Below are 15,170 nucleotides of genomic sequence, written 5' to 3'. Positions count from 1 at the left end.
TTCACTTGATCCACAGGCGCACGGCATCCCATGCCCGGCCCAGCACACCCGCTTGCTCCACCGCCTCCAAAGCCACCAAAGGCACGTCAAACAAGGCCTGGTCGCCGCGCATCACCTTCAAGGTGCCCACGGCCTGCCCTTTGGTGTAAGGCGCGACCAGCGGGTCCGGGCGGGCCGCCTGGGTTTTGATTTGGGCGGCGGTCCCGGCAGGTACGGCCACGATCAGTGGCTGAAAAGAGCCCAGCTTCAAGACAGGCGTCTTGCCCTTCCAGACCGCAGGGCTCAGCACGGGCTGTCCAGCGTCGAAGAGTTTGACGGCATCAAAGGCGGTGTAACCCCAGTTCAGCAGCTTTTGGCTTTCATTGGCACGGGCATTTTCGCTGTCCGCCCCCAAGACGATGGACAAAAGGCGGCGCGAGCCCACGTTGGGGAAATCCCGTTTGGCCGTGGCCACCTGGCAATAACCGGCTGCGTTGGTGTGCCCCGTTTTCAAGCCATCGACCGAAGGATCACGAAACAACAGCAAATTGCGGTTGCTGTCATTGGCTGCAGGCGTTCCCGCATAACGGTATTTTTTGATCGCGTAATAAGGGACGTAGTCCGGGAAGTCACGCATCAAGCGGCTGGCCAAAGTGGCCAGATCGCGGGCCGTGGTGGTGTGACCCACCTCGGTCAAGCCCTCCGGATTGCGGTAACTGGTGTTCTTCATGCCCAAGACCTTGGCCTGATCGTTCATCAGTTGCACAAAGTGCTCGACGCTGCCACCCACACCCTCGGCCAGTGCCACCGTGGCGTCGTTGCCCGACTGAACAATCATGCCTTTGATCAAGTCCTCGACAGGCACCCGCATTTTGGGGTCAATGAACATGCGCGAACCGGGCATCTTCCAGGCCCGTTCGGAGACCGGCAGGGTCTGTTTGAGATCGATCTTGCGTGACTTCAGGGCATCAAACACCAGATAAGCCGTCATCAACTTGGTCAAGGAGGCGGGCTCGACCGCCATGTCAGGGTCTTTGGTCGCCAACACCTGGTTGGCTGTGACATCGATCAGCAAATACGCTTTGGCCGCCACTTCGGGGGGCTGGGGCATTTGCGCCTGCGCACCCAAGGTGAAAGCCAAAATGAAAGCGGCCAGGGTAGTCGCTGCCAGGTTTTTAAAAAATGTGGGCATGAATTTCAGTCTTTCCGTCATGGCGCACCGCTGTGAAGCGGTGCGTCCGACATCAGGCACGAAGGTGGCGCGCCACCAGACTTCTGAGAAGGGGCAATTGTCCGTGGAAGAAATGCTCAACCCCGGGAATGACCATGACGGGCAAGGATTGGGGACGCGCCCAATCCATCACGCTGGCCAGCGGCACCGTGTCGTCTTGCTCGCCATGCAGCACCAGGGTTTTGTCATGCAACTCGGGGGCCACGGGCGCCACGACAAAGCGTGAGGCCGCCGTGCCCACCAGCACCAGTTTTTCCAGAGGGCGCACAGACGCCACAGACTGGGCCACGTGGCTGGTGACGAAGGCCCCAAACGAAAACCCGGCCAAAGCCAAAGGGCCTTCCGGTGCCACTTGTTCAATCAGGGCCAGCATGTCTGCCGCTTCGCCTCGGCCTTCGTCGTAAGTGCCAGCGCTGGCACCCACCCCTCGAAAATTAAAGCGCACAGCCTGCCAGCCGCACTGCACAAATGCCCTGGCCAGGGTCTGCACCACTTTGTTTTGCATGGTGCCGCCAAACAAGGGGTGCGGGTGCGCAATGACCGCCGTCCCTCGGACAACGCCGTCTGCAGGGACGTCGCGCAAGGCCTCAATGACCCCGGACTGCCCTTGCAATGTCAGGGATTGGGTGGCGGAATTCATCAGCGGCCCAGATGCGCTGGTGTGACCAAACGCTCAACGATCTGGCCATTTTTCAGATGCGATTCAACGATCTCGTCGATGTCGGCCTGGTCGACATAGGAATACCAGACGCCTTCCGGGTAAACCACCGCCACCGGACCACCGGAACAACGGTCAAGGCAACCCGCCTTATTGACGCGCACCTGGCCTGGCCCAGCCAAGCCCAGGGCTTTGATGCGGTTTTTGCAGTGGTCAAAAGCGGCTTGCGCACCTTGTTGGGCGCAGCAGGCCTCGTTGTTTTTGCGCTCGTTCAGGCAAAAAAAGATGTGGCGCTTGAAATAAGGCGTGGCGTTTTCTGAGGTCATATCCGAATTTTAGGCGGATGCCCAATCACTGATCGCTCGTGCGGGCAGACGAAGACAGGCGACTCACCAAATACAGCAGCAAGGCATAAGGCCACAACCATCCCAACCACTGGATGAGGCCATGAAAGCGGATGAACTGCCCCTGCTCCCAAGTTTGCAAGGTCAAGGCAAAGTATGCGTCTGCCGAAGCATTGTTGAGCAAGCTGAGCTGCCACACCAAGGCAGCCAGCGCCAGCACCCAGCACACCCGCGCCGCACTGAACGACAGCACCGCCATGCCCACCATGGCGACCGCCAGGCCCGCCAGCACCTCGGTGCTGACCCAATCCCAAGCGTGGGCAGGCCCATACGTGAGCGCTGCCGACAAGGCGCTGGTCATGAACCCCACCCACACCAACAACACCGCCACAACGATGCGTTGACGCCATTCACGCAACACCCCAAAAGCCAACAGGCATGGCAACAACAAACCAATGGCCACGCACAGGATTTCACTGATGGGCAACAAGGGCTGCAACTCCACTTCACGCAAAGGCAACCATTCGAGCAAAAGCGAGTCTTCCAGCACATGGGCGAATGCGGCTTCCACCCTCTCCAGCACCTGCCCCAGACCAAAGGTCACGGGGGCCGGGAACAACAGCGCAAGAGGCCAAACGGCCAGCAATGCCATCGCACCGCTGGCATCGGGCACAAACCAGCGGTCACGAAACCGGCTCCAGCGGTCCAGCAAACCCACCCACTCCAAGGCGCGTGCAAGCACGGCACCGGCAAAAGCACCCGAAATATTCAGCGCAGCGTCCACATTGGAGGGCACCCGCACCGGTAAAAACATTTGCAAGGACTCCATCGTCAGGGACAGCGCAGCAGCCACCAAAGTGGTCAAAACGATGGCAGGCCAATGGCGCCGCGTCCTGTGCAGCGCCAATGCCAGCAAGAAACCAAAAGGCGCATAACCCACCACGTTGGACAGCACATCAAAGCCCGTCCAGTAGCGCGGCAAAGGGGCTGTCAAAAAAGCCCAGGGGGCAATGCCCTGGATGCGCCAGTTGTCAAAGGGATACAGGCTCGCGTAAACGATCAGGATGGCGTAAATCCACACCAGAGGCCAAGCGGCCGTTTTGCGCAGGTGGGGGGTGCGCATGCCTGGCCCTTAAAACGGTTTGACAACCACCAAGATCACCGCCGCCAGCATCATGAGGACCGGTGCCTCGTTGAACCAGCGAAACCAGATGTGGCTGCGTTGCATCTGCCCTTGGGCGAATTTGCGAAGGATGACGCCACAAGCGTGGTGGTAGCCGATCAAGGCCACCACGATGGCCAGCTTGGCATGCATCCACCCCTGCCCCGGGCCGCGACCAATGCCAACCACCAGCCACAGCCACAAGCCCAAGGCCAGCGCGGGAATCGCCAAAATCGTCATGAAACGGTACAACTTGCGCGCCATCAGCAGCAAGCGCTCCCGCTCGGCCACAGACCCCGGCTCCACCATGGCCAGATTGACGAAAATGCGCGGCAAATAAAACAGGCCGGCAAACCAGCTGGCGATGAAAACGATGTGAAGGGCTTTGATCCAGAGCATGGTGCAAGTGTAGTCAGAGATGGCTGGACCGGCACACAGGGTGTGCATGGGCAAAAAAAACCCCCGGCCAAGGCCGAGGGTGGGAAGCCCTTTAGCGTTACCGCATCAAGGCCCCGCTCAGGGAGGAAAAGCGGGAGGCAGCAAGCTGCCCGGAGTGAATTTATCAAATAACAAAACCATTAACAAGTTCAATTTAAGTTTTTATGATGTTTTTGTTGGTTGCGGGATTCAGGCCTGGGCAAGTTGACCGGAAGTCCCGGACTTTGGCGACCAGGCATGACTTCAGGCACAATTTTCAACATGAACCCCGTCGCACCCTTCCCCTCCAGCCGCCCACGCCGCTTGCGCCGTGACGAATTCACCCGCAATCTGGTGCGCGAGCACCAGGTCACGCCACACGACCTGATCTACCCGGTGTTCGTGCTGGACGGCCAGAACCAGCGCCAAGCCGTGGGCTCCATGCCCGGTGTCGAGCGCCTGTCGCTCGACCTGCTGCTGCCGGTGGCCGAAGACTGCGTCAAGCTGGGCATCCCGGTCATGGCCTTGTTCCCCGTGATCGACGCCAGCCTCAAGGACCCCACAGGCAGCGAAGCCATGAACCCCAACGGCTTGGTGCCCCGCGTGGTGCGCGAGCTGAAAAAGCGCTTTCCTGAACTGGGCGTGATGACCGACGTGGCGCTCGACCCCTTCACCAGCCACGGCCAGGACGGTTTGCTCGACGACACAGGCTACATCCTCAACGACGAAACCACCGCCGTGCTGGTGCAGCAAGCCCTCACGCAAGCCGAAGCCGGCGTGGACATGGTGGCCCCCAGCGACATGATGGACGGCCGCATCGGCGCGATCCGCCAGGCGCTCGAAGCGCGTGGCCTGATCCACACCCGCATCATGGCCTACAGCGCCAAGTACGCCAGCGCCTTTTATGGCCCCTTCCGCGATGCAGTCGGCTCGGCGGGCAATCTGGGCAAGAGCAACAAAAAGGTCTACCAGATGGACCCCGGCAACAGCGACGAAGCGCTGCGCGAAGTCGCCATGGACCTGGCCGAAGGCGCCGACATGGTCATGGTCAAACCCGGCATGCCGTACCTGGACATCGTGCGCCGCGTCAAAGACGAATTCAAAGTGCCCACTTTCGCCTACCAGGTGTCGGGCGAGTACGCCATGCTCAAGGCCGCTGCGCAAAACGGCTGGCTGGACCATGACTTGGTCATGATGGAAAGCCTGCTGGCCTTCAAACGCGCTGGCGCCGACGGGGTGCTGACTTACTTTGCACGCGATGCCGCACGCTTGATTCGTCAAGCCTGAGCCAAGTCATGCGGGTCTTCACCGTCGCAGGCACACAAGTCCACGCCGGGCTGGCCTTGCCCCAGCATCTCCCCGAGCACGGTTATGTCTGGATTGCCTGTTCGCGTGAACAGTTTCAGGCAGAGCTGACGTCCATCCAAAACAGCCTTGAACGGCTGACAGGTCAGACCTTGGTGGATTTGCACGTCTCGGACCTGCTGAATGCGCAACTGCCGTCGCGTTTTGACTACAGCTCGCATTACGACCTGATGGTGTTCCGACGATTGGCCCAGCGCCCGGGCGGCACTGAGGCACGACCAGAGAACAGCCTGGACCTGCAGAGCGGCAAACGCCCCGGCCCGCCCGTGCTGCACCGCATCGACACCAGCCCGGTGGGGTTTGCCGTGTTTGACCGGGTACTGGTCAGCGTGCACCCGGCCGACTGCGCGGTACGCGAAGCCTATGCCAGCCGTCTGCTGGCCAGCACGCAGGCCCACGACGCCACCGACCCGCGCTCAACCGGCGCACGTGGCGTGCCGCACAGCCCAGCCGACATGATGCTGCGCATCGTCAGCCACATGGTCGACGGCTACTTGGACTTGCGCCGCGAACTGAGCCGCCAACTCGACCACTGGCAAGCCGAACTGCTGCACCCGCGCACGCGCTTTAACCGTTGGGACGCCCTGCTACACGCCCGCATGGCGCTGCACCAGCTCGAAGCCCTGTGCGATGACCAGCACACCGCCATGCAAAGTTGGACCGAATCACTGGACAGCTGGCGCGTTGGCGCAGACAGCGCCGCCCAGCGGGAACACGAGCTGCTCAAAATTCGCAGCCGCGACGTGCTCGAACACATCGACCGAGTGGTGCAACACGTGCGCCGCCTGGAGCACAACACCGAAACGGCGGTGCAAATGCACTTCAATGTGCAGGGCAACCGCACCAACGACATCATGCGCACCCTGACCGCGTTGACGGCCATCTTTTTGCCACTGAACCTGATCGCAGGCATTTTTGGCATGAACTTCGAGTTCATGCCTTGGCTGCATCAGGCCTCGGCCTTTTGGTGGACGCTGGGCAGCATGGGCAGCATCGCCTTGGTCATGGGGCTGGTGTTTTGGCGCAAACGCTACCTGGCACGCACGGGCGATTGAGCCCTCTGAAAAGACCCCGTTTCAGCCCAAGTGCTGGGCAAAAAATGCCAACGTGCGCTCGCGGGCCAACTGGGCCGAAGGCGCATGCCACGCGCCGCGCTGATCACAATTGAAGCCGTGGTGCGCCGCATAGGTGAACACCTGCACTGCGGGATGCGCTTTCTTGAAAGCCTCAACGGAATCGAGCGGAATCCACTTATCTTCCTCAGCAAAATGCGCCAACACGGGCACCCGTGGCTGACGGGAAATTTCAGCATCGGTCGTCATGCCGCCGCCGTAATAAGGCACCGCAGCGCTCAGGCCCTTCAAGGTGCAAGCGGCGCGCCAGGTCAGCAAGCCACCCCAGCAATAACCCACGATGCCGACCTTGCCGCCCGAGGTTTGGGCCGCGTGGTCAATGGCCGCCTGGATGTCCTGCATCACGCCGGGCGCAGGCAAAGCCTCGACCGCCGTTTTGTAGCCAAAGCCTTCGCCCATGTCGGCATCCGTGTAGCCCAGCTCAACACCTGGCTTGACGCGGTGAAAGGCCGCCGGGGCCACGGCGACATAACCCTCGGCCGCGTAGCCATCCGCCACGTTGCGGATGTGGCTGTTCACGCCAAAAATTTCCTGGATCACCACCACGGCACCTTTGGGTGTCCCCGCAGGACGCGCCTCATACGCGGGTACCACGGTGCCGTCTGCGGCTTTGAGTTCAATCATCTTTCCCATGTTCATTCCTTGGTTCGGTTCAACACATCAACGGCTCAAGGCCCGCTCGACAAAATCAAGTCGGTCCTGACCCCAGAAAATCTCGCCATCGACCACATAACTGGGCGCCCCAAAGACGCCTGCGTCAATAGCGGCTTGGGTATAGGTTTCATAGCGCACCTGGACGGCCTGGCTGTGCGACTGCTCCAGCAAAGTGGCAGGCAAATCTTGTTCTTGCAACAATTCGGCCAACACTTTGTCATCGGCCATGTTGCGCTCTTGCGCCCAGCAAGCCGCCAGGATCGCGCCTGCGATCTGCATGGCGGAGGCACTGCCCAAAGCCAGATCGGCGGCAATGATCAAACGCGCAGCATCGTCACCACCGACGGGAAAGTATTTGGGCTTGAGGTTCAGTGGCGCATTCAGCAGCTGGCTAAAGCGCTGCAGCTCCACCAATCGGTAAGCCTGGCGCTGGGGCGCACGCTGCCCCAAGGGCAAGCCGCCCGAGATCGGGAACACCTTCCCCCCCAAATCGATCGGCATCACACGCACCGTGGCACCGGTCCGGGCCGCGATCTCGGTCAGCCGCCGGTGACCCAGATAAGCCCAGGGGCTTTGCGGTGCGAAGTAATAGTCCACTGTGCGACCCATGGTGTCTCCTTGTCTGTTGTGTAATCTTTGAACGGAACAGCGGTTGTAACCGCCCTCACGAATTTTTGCAGGAGACATGCGATGAACAAGGTCTTGTTGGTGACCGGCGGCAGTCGGGGCATCGGGGCGGCCACAGCCCTGTTGGCAGCACAGCAGGGTTGGGCCGTGGCAGTGAACTACACCGCCAACTCATTGGCTGCCGATGAAGTCGTGCGCCAGATTCGGGCCGCGGGCGGGCAAGCCATGTCGGTCCAGGCCGATGTGGCTCAGGAGGCCCAAGTGCTGCGCATGTTCGAACACATCGACGCCAAGCTGGGCCGCCTGTCGGGCTTGGTCAACAACGCAGGGGTGGTCGATGTCGCAGCCCGCGTGGACCAGATGAGCGTGGCCCGCTGGAGGCGCATGTTCGACATCAACGTGATCGGCAGCCTGATTTGCGCCCGTGAAGCCGTGCGCCGCATGAGCACACGCTACGGCGGCGAAGGGGGCAGCATCGTGAACGTGTCGAGTGCCGCCGCACGTTTGGGCGCGCCTGGTCAGTATGTGGACTACGCCGCCGCCAAAGGCGCGATCGACGCTTTCACCATCGGCTTGTCCAAAGAAGTAGCGGCCGAGGGCATCCGCGTCAACGCCGTGCGCCCGGGCCTGATCGACACCGAAATCCACGCCTCGGGCGGCCTGCCCAACCGCGTGAAAGACCTGCAACACCTGGTGCCCGCGCAGCGCGGCGGAACCGCTGAAGAGGTGGCCGAGGCCATCGTCTGGCTGCTGAGTGACCGCGCCAGCTACACAACCATGAGTTTTCTGGACGTTTCAGGAGGACGCTGATGTCAAAAATCAAGTATTACTGGGAAGACTTTGCGCCAGGCCAGGTGCGCGACCTGGGCACCATCACACCCACCCGCGAAGAAATCATCGCTTTTGCCACCCAGTTCGACCCACAACCCTTTCACCTGAACGACGAAGCGGCCAAAGCCTCGGTGTTTGGCGCTCTGTCAGCCAGCGGCTGGCACACCTGTGCCATGGCGATGCGCCTGATGGTGACCAATTTTCTGCACGAAACTTCCAGCCTCGGCTCCCCAGGGCTGGAAGGCATCAAATGGCTCAAGCCGGTGTACCCCGGTGACACCTTGCGCCTGCAAAGCACCATGCTGGAAAGCAAACCCATGGGCAAACGCCCCGATGTGGGCATGACGCGCAACATGTGGGAAATGTTCAACCAGCACGGCGACAAGGTGCTGCACATGGAAGGCTGGGGCATGTTCCGCCGCCGCACACCCGCCACAACGACATAAGTCCTACCAGCGCACCTGTGTGGGAGCGAGCCCCTGCGCGCGAATACCTGATGTGCCACTGCCTGCATTCGGCCGCAGGGGCTGCATCCCTCAAGCGTGGCGGGCACATTTTGTGGCCCCCAAAACAACCGGCCAAGGCACAATGCGGCGATGGACTTCAAACCGCTCATCACCCTGCTGGCCATCGTCAACCCTTTGGCCATCGTTCCGTTTTTCATCCACTACACCCAGGGCTTCAGCCGCGCCCAGCGCAAACGCACAATTTTGGTCTCGTCACTGACCGCCTTCATTGTGATTGCGGCCAGCGCTTTGCTGGGCCTGCAAATTTTGGAATTTTTTGGCATCTCGCTGGCCAGCTTTCAGGTGGGTGGCGGCATGTTGCTGCTCACCTCGGCCTTGTCGATGCTGAATGCACAACCTGCCGAAGCACGGGCCAATGCCGAAGAAGTGCACGATGCCGAAGCCAAAGCGGCAGTGGGTGCCAGCATCGCTGTGGTGCCCCTGACCATTCCCCTGCTCACAGGTCCCGCCACCATGTCCACGGTGGTGATTTACGCCGAAAAAGCCAAGAACTTCGCCCAACTGGGCACCTTGGTGGGCTACGGCGTGGTCATTGCGCTGGCCACCGCGCTGTGCTTTTCGCTTGCCACACCGATTGCCCGCATCCTTGGGAAAACCGGCATCAACGTCATGACACGGCTGATGGGCTTGATCCTGGCAGCGCTCGCAGTCGAAGTCATGACCGACGGGCTGCACAAACTGTTTCCGGTGCTGGCGCGGGGCATCTGAGGCCCCACGCGTCAAAGCCGCAAATGTCAGCTCACGGCCTGCAGGTTGGCACCACGCTCGATCACAAACTCGCAGTCCACCAGCTTGCGTGAGTGGTTCAAATCGCTTTGTGCGATCAACACCGACACCTCGGTGCCTTTGAGTCCCGCGATGACCTCGCCCAGCCGCTTGGACAAAGCGGGTGCTACCCCCTCGAAGGGTTCGTCAAGCAACAACAAGCGAGTTCCCACCGCCAGGGCACGCGCCAGCGCCACCAGCTTTTGTTGACCACCCGACAACAGCAAGGCGCGGCGGTCTTTCATGTCCAGCAATTCGGGCAACACTTTGTAGACCAGCGCCAACCGCTCCTGAGGGTCCAGCGTCGGGCTCACCCAAACGGGAATCAAAATGTTTTCTTCCACCGTCAACTCAGGCACCAGTCCGCGGTCCTCAGGCATGTACCCGATGCCCAGACCCGCCCGTGCGTGTGGGGGCAAGGCGGACAGATCCTGCCCATTGAAAGTGATGGTGCCTTGCGTGGGCGTCAGATGGCCCATCACCGAGCGCAGCAAGGTGGTTTTGCCTGCGCCGTTTCGGCCGATTAAGCCCACCATGGTGCCGTCTTCGACGGCAAGCGACAAACCGCGCAGAGCGACGACCGACTGGATGGCCACATGGAGGCCTTCTACCTTGAGCATGCGTGTTCCTTTGGGGGCGGTGTCTTATTCACTCAGCAGTTCGCCAGTGACATAGCGCCGCACATCGTCGGTGGCCAAAGCCACTTCGGGTGTGTCGTCGGCAATGATGCGACCGCTGTAGAAAGCCACCACCCGGCTGGCATAGCGGTTGACGATGTCCATGTCGTGCTCCACAAACAAGACCGTGGTGGACTGGTCCTGTCCCAGCCCGGCCATGATGGTTTCCATCATCGGGAATTTTTCTTCGGCTGACACGCCACTGGTCGGCTCATCCAGCAAAAGCAGCTTGGGTGAACTCGTCAGCGCCATCGCAATGTCCAGCAATTTGCGCACACCACCGGGCAACTCGGCCACACGGCGCGAGCGGTGCTCGGTCAAAGCAAAGCGCTCAAGCAAGGCATCGGCGCGTTCGATGGCATCGCGTCGCCGCGCAGGCTGCCAAAAACTCAGCTTTTGGTCATGACACGCGTTGGCCACGAGCATGTTGTCCAGAACGGTCAACTCGCCATAGAGCTGCGGAATCTGAAACGACCGCGCCACACCCAAGTGCGTGATGGCGCGCGGAAACAAAGGCGTGATGTCCTGACCATCGAGCAGTATCTGCCCATGGTCGGGCTTGAGGTAGCCGGTGATCATGTTCACGAACGTGGTCTTGCCTGCGCCGTTGGAGCCGATCAGGCTCACACGCTCACCAGCAAAGATGTCGATGTTCAGGTTCGATGCCGCCACCACGGCACCGAATTTTTTACCCACATCGCGGGCCTGCAGCATGGCCTTCATCGCGTGCCCCCTTTGACCCAAAGGGACCCAATGCCACGAGGCAAGAACCGGATCACGATCAACAAGAAAATACCCAAGGCCATTTGCCAGGTGTTGGGGAAATAGGCACTTGAGAACGAGCGCACCACTTCCAGCACCGTGCTGGCCAGGAACAGGGCAATCACGCTTTGCCAGCCGCCCAGAATGGCGACAAACACGAACTCACCCGACGTCGTCCAGAAACTGAAGTTCGGTTCGATGTGCCCCAAAGCCATCACGGCCAAAGCGCCGCCTAAGCCGCCGCAAAAGGCCGCCAAGATGAAGTTGATGGCCATGGCTTGGTGCACAGAGCCGCCCAAATATTCCACGCGCAATTCGTTTTCTTTGGCCGCCACGGTGATCAGGCCCCGCGTGCTGTCAAAGTAAATCCGGGCCAGCAAGGCCATGACCGTCGACACCACCAAGGTGAGCACGTACATGATGTACCCCACCTGCTCGTCGGGCAGTTTCTGCCCGAGCAACGTGGGCCGCCCCAGGTTGAAACCGTCTGAGCCACCCAGCACTTCCAGCTTCATCAGGAGGCCGTAGGTCACCATCGACAAAGCCAGGGTCAACATGGCAAAGAAGATGCCACGGTAGCGCGACAACAGCGGCGCGAAGGGTGCAGCCACCAACGCAGCCGCCACACCACCGCACAGGGTCAGCAGCAGCGCATCGGTGATGCCCAGCTTGTTGAACAGCAAGGCGGCTGCGTAACCGCCAACGGCAAACACCATGCCTTGGCCAAAAGGCACCACGCCGCCGCGCATCAGCACCACGATGCCGAGCGAAACCAGGCCATTGGCCGCCGCCATGGTGATCAGGAAGGTGAGCCACTTGGGCATGACGGTGCCCGCCAATGTCAGCGCCAGGCAAATGCCTGCAGCCCACAGCACCGTTTGCCCCACGGGCGTCTCTTGAGAAGGCAGCACTGTGCCTGGATTTTTCGCCATGGTTCAGATCTTTCGGGCCTGAATGCGCTGGAACAACCCTTCCGGACGGAACATCAGCACCACAGCCATCACCACATAAATTGAGAACAGTTCGGCCACGGGCGCCAAGTGCACGGCCATGGCCCTGGCCAGACCCACAATCAAAGCGCCGATGGCTGCGCCTTCGATGCTGCCCAACCCACCGATGATCACCACCGCGAACGACACGATGATCACGCCAACAGACACCCCCGGCTGCACCGAAATCATGGGCGCGGTGAAGGCCCCGCCCAAAGCGGCCAGAAAGATGCCCACCGAAAACGCCAGCATGTACACACGCGAGACGTTCACGCCCATGCTCGAAGCAATCTCCGAGCTGTGGATCACAGCGATCATGATCTTGCCCTGCTGGGTGCGGTTGAGCCACCACCAAACAGCCAGCCCCACCACCACCGCCAAAGCCACCAACGCAAAGTCATAGCCCACATAGGTTTGTGTGCCAATGTCGATGTTGCCAAACAACCCATAAGGCTCCGACACGTAGTAAGGATTGGCACCCCACAACAACTTGGTGCCGTCCTCCATGATCAGGAACATGGCATACGTGACCAGCACCAGCAGCACCTCGTCGCGCCCATAAAAGAAACGCAGCAAGCCGCGCTCTGTCAGGGGCGCCACGAGCGCCGCCACCGCCACCGCCGCCAAAAGCATGGCCACCAGCGTGTAGCCGGGTGCCCACTTCATGGCGCTGGCCCAGCCCACGAAACTGGCGGCCGCATAGGCCCCCAGTGCGTAGAAACTGCCGTGCGCGATGTTGAGGATCTTGAGCACGCCGAACACCAGCGTCAGCCCCAGCGCCACGATGAACAGCCACGAGGCGTAGGTCAGTCCGTCAATCAATATGGTCAGCATGCCTTGAGAACCTTATTTACAGCAGCTTATGGGCAACCCTTGGCGCCAGCGAAGCCAGACTTGATCCAGTCTTCGGACTTCATGTTGGCGGGAGGGTTCACACACTCCGCAGGGAAACGCATGATGTCGTCCAGCACCACCATCTTTTTGGCTGCGTCGTAGCGTGTGCGGCCAATGGCGGTTTCTTGTGTGGCCTGATGACCGCCACCCAAGTTCATGCGGATCTTGCCTGCAGGCGAGTCCCACTCGGAATTGCGCAAGGCCGCAGCCAATTGCTCGGAGTTGGGCTTCTTGCCGCCGTTGGCAGCCATGGCTTTTTCAACCGCCAACTTCAAGCCCAGCAGCGACTGCACCATTCGGTAGGGGGCCTGCACCGGGTACACGTTGTTTGCCTTGCTGTAAATGTCCCACCACCAGTCGTTCAAGGCCGACTTGGGCGCCATCAGGCCGTAAGCACCCCGCGCACCCAAAATCACGCCGTCGGGCATCTTCTCACCCAGGCCAGGCAACACATGGTCACCCGCGGAGAGGATCACTTGCGAGCGCTTGAACAAACCGCGGGGTCCGGCCTGCAAAATGAAAGCCTGCAAATCGCCGCCCCACAAGCTGCTGTGGGTGATGTCTGCTTGCTTGGACATCAGGGCTGAAATTTCTGTGCCGTACTGGCCTGCGCCAAATTTGGGCAACTGGTCCTCACCCGCCTTGGCATTGGGGTAGAGCTTTTCCATGGACCAGACAAAGTCTTTCTTGGAGTCTTGGCCCCAAGCGTAGTCTTGGTTGATCATGTTGAAGGTGCCGACCTTGATGTCCTTGCCCTTCAGGTAACGGGCCAGGGCCACGTTGTCCATGGCAGCGTGAGACGCGGTGCGGAACACGTAGTTGTACTTGCCGTCTTCAAAAATACGGGGCGTGCCGCAATCGTAAAGAATGAGGAACTTCTTCATTTCCTCGGCCACCGGGGCCACGGCCAGACAGTCGCCTGAGCCCACATAGCCCACCACCGCATCGACTTTTTCGCGGTCATACAGGTTGCGCAACTCTTGCACTTGCTTGGTGGCACCACCGTTTTCATCGACATAGACCGCTTCGAGCTTCATGCCCCCAAAGCCGGTCTTGTTGTAAGGCGCAGGTGCTGCGCCTTTGTTGAAAGCGTCCACCAACACCTTGGCGCCATTGACCGCAGGAATGCCGAAGCTCTCCGCCGCCTGGCCAGACAAAAAGCTCACAATGCCGACCTTGAAGGTCTCTTGGGAATGAGCTGCCCCAGACGCGCACAGCGCAGCGGCCAAAGTCACCGCCGTGCCAACCGCCTTGCGCGACCAAGTCGCTTTGCGAATACCTTGAATAGCCATGAGTCTCTCCACTTGTTAGTCCGAAACAGGACGACATCGAAAACAACGCCAATGCCATCTTGTGCGGAGAAACTGGAACGACTCATCAGTGCAAACCCCTGCCCACTCCAGGAAAGGGCTCGAAAATGTCACGCTCGTGACCTTGCAGTCGACTCACGCATGTTCGCAAGTCAATGTCCTCTTACTGAATAGCCTGCACCAACCGGTCCCAACGTGGCAACCAGTTGCCTTTGATGTCGGCCGAGACCAGCACCCGATGGGCGCGGCCAATCAGCAGGTGGCGCGGCACCATGCCGATGTAACGGGAGTCGGCGCTGTTGTCGCGGTTGTCCCCCAAGAAGAAATACTGCCCCTCTGGCACTTGCACCGGACCAAAGTTGCGCATCGCATTCACCTGCGGCAGGACCTGCACGGTGTGCGCGTGCCCTGACAAGATTTCCTGCGCCTGAATGGCGGGCATGGTCAGTCCACCGCCCACGGGCTCTTTCACCTGCACGGGTGACTGGTACTGCGAAGCCACACCATTGAGGTAGAGCACTTCATCGCGCAGTTCCACCACATCGCCAGGCACAGCGATCAGGCGTTTGATCAATTGCACGCCGTCTTTGGGGGACTTGAACGTGACCACATCACCGCGCTCAGGTGAGCCCAACTCGGCCAACACTTGGTGGGTCAGTGGCAGCTTGAAGTCATAAGCCACCCGATTGACCAGCACAACGTCCCCTTCCAGCAAGGTGGGTCGCATCGAACCCGACGGGATCGGATTCCAGTCGGCAATGGCCAAACGGAAAAAGCCAAAGCAAAAGACAAACAAGATGAAGCCACGGTTGTTTTTGAGCCAATTTTTCATGATTTCTCCCTTT

18 protein-coding genes are annotated in these 15,170 nt (G+C 60.3%); 5 read left to right on the top strand and 13 right to left on the bottom strand.

What is annotated here, in order from left to right; all coding sequences use genetic code 11:
* Position 1: 1 nt before the first annotated feature.
* The 5 genes from B9Z33_RS04260 to B9Z33_RS04240 form a co-directional block, all read right to left on the bottom strand.
* Positions 2 to 1,090, bottom strand: a complete 1,089-nt coding sequence (locus B9Z33_RS04260; protein WP_233252749.1) for a D-alanyl-D-alanine carboxypeptidase family protein — start codon at positions 1,088 to 1,090, stop codon at positions 2 to 4.
* Between the two features lie 133 nt (positions 1,091 to 1,223).
* Complete coding sequence (locus tag B9Z33_RS04255) at positions 1,224 to 1,850, bottom strand: alpha/beta hydrolase (protein WP_108285727.1); 627 nt, start codon at positions 1,848 to 1,850, stop codon at positions 1,224 to 1,226.
* A complete protein-coding gene (locus B9Z33_RS04250; RefSeq protein WP_108285726.1) occupies positions 1,850 to 2,194 on the bottom strand; it encodes a ferredoxin in 345 nt (114 codons plus the stop codon). Before B9Z33_RS04250 ends, B9Z33_RS04255 begins: the two co-directional genes overlap by 1 nt.
* 25 nt (positions 2,195 to 2,219) lie before the next feature.
* Complete coding sequence (locus B9Z33_RS04245; RefSeq protein ID WP_108285725.1) at positions 2,220 to 3,335, bottom strand: VanZ family protein; 1,116 nt, start codon at positions 3,333 to 3,335, stop codon at positions 2,220 to 2,222.
* 9 nt (positions 3,336 to 3,344) lie between these two features.
* Positions 3,345 to 3,773, bottom strand: a complete 429-nt coding sequence (locus tag B9Z33_RS04240; RefSeq protein ID WP_108286152.1) for a CopD family protein — start codon at positions 3,771 to 3,773, stop codon at positions 3,345 to 3,347.
* Between the two features lie 276 nt (positions 3,774 to 4,049).
* On the opposite strand from B9Z33_RS04240, the gene hemB reads away from it, so the two are divergent.
* Positions 4,050 to 5,078, top strand: coding sequence for a porphobilinogen synthase (gene hemB / locus B9Z33_RS04235; RefSeq protein ID WP_108285724.1), 1,029 nt, complete (start codon positions 4,050 to 4,052; stop codon positions 5,076 to 5,078).
* Between the two features lie 8 nt (positions 5,079 to 5,086).
* Entirely contained in the window at positions 5,087 to 6,211 is a 1,125-nt protein-coding gene (locus B9Z33_RS04230) for a magnesium transporter CorA family protein (protein ID WP_108285723.1), read from the top strand.
* A 21-nt stretch (positions 6,212 to 6,232) separates the two neighbouring features.
* On the opposite strand, the gene B9Z33_RS04225 is transcribed toward B9Z33_RS04230, so the two are convergent.
* On the bottom strand, positions 6,233 to 6,922 hold the full coding sequence (locus B9Z33_RS04225) for a dienelactone hydrolase family protein (RefSeq protein ID WP_108286151.1): 690 nt from the start codon (positions 6,920 to 6,922) through the stop codon (positions 6,233 to 6,235).
* Positions 6,923 to 6,949: 27 nt separating this feature from the next.
* A complete protein-coding gene (locus B9Z33_RS04220) occupies positions 6,950 to 7,552 on the bottom strand; it encodes a 2-hydroxychromene-2-carboxylate isomerase (RefSeq protein ID WP_108285722.1) in 603 nt (200 codons plus the stop codon).
* A gap of 81 nt (positions 7,553 to 7,633) precedes the next feature.
* Between B9Z33_RS04220 and B9Z33_RS04215 the strand changes: the two genes are divergently transcribed.
* The 3 genes from B9Z33_RS04215 to B9Z33_RS04205 all read left to right on the top strand — a co-directional run bounded on the left by B9Z33_RS04215 (position 7,634) and on the right by B9Z33_RS04205 (position 9,636).
* Positions 7,634 to 8,380, top strand: a complete 747-nt coding sequence (locus tag B9Z33_RS04215; RefSeq protein ID WP_108285721.1) for an SDR family oxidoreductase — start codon at positions 7,634 to 7,636, stop codon at positions 8,378 to 8,380.
* Positions 8,380 to 8,847, top strand: coding sequence for a MaoC family dehydratase (locus B9Z33_RS04210; RefSeq protein WP_108285720.1), 468 nt, complete (start codon positions 8,380 to 8,382; stop codon positions 8,845 to 8,847). Before B9Z33_RS04215 ends, B9Z33_RS04210 begins: the two co-directional genes overlap by 1 nt.
* Positions 8,848 to 8,997: 150 nt before the next feature.
* Positions 8,998 to 9,636 (top strand): MarC family protein, encoded by a 639-nt coding sequence (locus B9Z33_RS04205; RefSeq protein ID WP_108285719.1) that lies wholly within the window; start codon positions 8,998 to 9,000, stop codon positions 9,634 to 9,636.
* Positions 9,637 to 9,662: 26 nt separating this feature from the next.
* On the opposite strand, the gene B9Z33_RS04200 is transcribed toward B9Z33_RS04205, so the two are convergent.
* The 6 genes from B9Z33_RS04200 to lepB form a co-directional block, all read right to left on the bottom strand.
* Complete coding sequence (locus B9Z33_RS04200) at positions 9,663 to 10,313, bottom strand: ABC transporter ATP-binding protein (RefSeq protein ID WP_108285718.1); 651 nt, start codon at positions 10,311 to 10,313, stop codon at positions 9,663 to 9,665.
* Positions 10,314 to 10,337: 24 nt separating this feature from the next.
* On the bottom strand, positions 10,338 to 11,093 hold the full coding sequence (locus B9Z33_RS04195) for an ABC transporter ATP-binding protein (protein ID WP_108285717.1): 756 nt from the start codon (positions 11,091 to 11,093) through the stop codon (positions 10,338 to 10,340).
* Positions 11,090 to 12,064, bottom strand: coding sequence for a branched-chain amino acid ABC transporter permease (locus tag B9Z33_RS04190; RefSeq protein ID WP_108285716.1), 975 nt, complete (start codon positions 12,062 to 12,064; stop codon positions 11,090 to 11,092). Before B9Z33_RS04190 ends, B9Z33_RS04195 begins: the two co-directional genes overlap by 4 nt.
* A gap of 3 nt (positions 12,065 to 12,067) precedes the next feature.
* Positions 12,068 to 12,955 carry a branched-chain amino acid ABC transporter permease gene (locus B9Z33_RS04185; protein ID WP_108285715.1) on the bottom strand — a complete coding sequence of 296 codons (888 nt, stop codon included), beginning with the start codon at positions 12,953 to 12,955 and terminating at the stop codon, positions 12,068 to 12,070.
* 26 nt (positions 12,956 to 12,981) lie between these two features.
* Entirely contained in the window at positions 12,982 to 14,307 is a 1,326-nt protein-coding gene (locus tag B9Z33_RS04180) for an ABC transporter substrate-binding protein (protein WP_108285714.1), read from the bottom strand.
* Between the two features lie 181 nt (positions 14,308 to 14,488).
* The gene (gene lepB, locus B9Z33_RS04175; protein WP_108285713.1) at positions 14,489 to 15,157 is read right to left on the bottom strand and encodes a signal peptidase I; all 669 of its coding nucleotides are present in this window, start codon (positions 15,155 to 15,157) and stop codon (positions 14,489 to 14,491) included.
* Positions 15,158 to 15,170: the final 13 nt, after the last annotated feature.

The organism is Limnohabitans sp. T6-20, assembly GCF_003063505.1.
Taxonomy (GTDB): domain Bacteria; phylum Pseudomonadota; class Gammaproteobacteria; order Burkholderiales; family Burkholderiaceae_C; genus Limnohabitans_A.
The sequence above is the reverse complement of the archived record's forward strand: the minus strand, read 5'-3'. Positions and strand labels throughout refer to the sequence as shown.

Bases quoted from the DNA above. Each gene is read 5' to 3' on its own strand.
- B9Z33_RS04260 (WP_233252749.1), bottom strand. From the start codon at position 1,090: ATGCCCCAGCCCCCCGAAGTGGCGGCCAAAGCGTATTTGCTGATCGAT.
- B9Z33_RS04255 (WP_108285727.1), bottom strand. From the start codon at position 1,850: ATGAATTCCGCCACCCAATCCCTGACATTGCAAGGGCAGTCCGGGGTC.
- B9Z33_RS04250 (WP_108285726.1), bottom strand. From the start codon at position 2,194: ATGACCTCAGAAAACGCCACGCCTTATTTCAAGCGCCACATCTTTTTT.
- B9Z33_RS04245 (WP_108285725.1), bottom strand. From the start codon at position 3,335: ATGCGCACCCCCCACCTGCGCAAAACGGCCGCTTGGCCTCTGGTGTGG.
- B9Z33_RS04240 (WP_108286152.1), bottom strand. From the start codon at position 3,773: ATGCTCTGGATCAAAGCCCTTCACATCGTTTTCATCGCCAGCTGGTTT.
- hemB (WP_108285724.1), top strand. From the start codon at position 4,050: ATGACTTCAGGCACAATTTTCAACATGAACCCCGTCGCACCCTTCCCC.
- B9Z33_RS04230 (WP_108285723.1), top strand. From the start codon at position 5,087: ATGCGGGTCTTCACCGTCGCAGGCACACAAGTCCACGCCGGGCTGGCC.
- B9Z33_RS04225 (WP_108286151.1), bottom strand. From the start codon at position 6,922: ATGGGAAAGATGATTGAACTCAAAGCCGCAGACGGCACCGTGGTACCC.
- B9Z33_RS04220 (WP_108285722.1), bottom strand. From the start codon at position 7,552: ATGGGTCGCACAGTGGACTATTACTTCGCACCGCAAAGCCCCTGGGCT.
- B9Z33_RS04215 (WP_108285721.1), top strand. From the start codon at position 7,634: ATGAACAAGGTCTTGTTGGTGACCGGCGGCAGTCGGGGCATCGGGGCG.
- B9Z33_RS04210 (WP_108285720.1), top strand. From the start codon at position 8,380: ATGTCAAAAATCAAGTATTACTGGGAAGACTTTGCGCCAGGCCAGGTG.
- B9Z33_RS04205 (WP_108285719.1), top strand. From the start codon at position 8,998: ATGGACTTCAAACCGCTCATCACCCTGCTGGCCATCGTCAACCCTTTG.
- B9Z33_RS04200 (WP_108285718.1), bottom strand. From the start codon at position 10,313: ATGCTCAAGGTAGAAGGCCTCCATGTGGCCATCCAGTCGGTCGTCGCT.
- B9Z33_RS04195 (WP_108285717.1), bottom strand. From the start codon at position 11,093: ATGAAGGCCATGCTGCAGGCCCGCGATGTGGGTAAAAAATTCGGTGCC.
- B9Z33_RS04190 (WP_108285716.1), bottom strand. From the start codon at position 12,064: ATGGCGAAAAATCCAGGCACAGTGCTGCCTTCTCAAGAGACGCCCGTG.
- B9Z33_RS04185 (WP_108285715.1), bottom strand. From the start codon at position 12,955: ATGCTGACCATATTGATTGACGGACTGACCTACGCCTCGTGGCTGTTC.
- B9Z33_RS04180 (WP_108285714.1), bottom strand. From the start codon at position 14,307: ATGGCTATTCAAGGTATTCGCAAAGCGACTTGGTCGCGCAAGGCGGTT.
- lepB (WP_108285713.1), bottom strand. From the start codon at position 15,157: ATGAAAAATTGGCTCAAAAACAACCGTGGCTTCATCTTGTTTGTCTTT.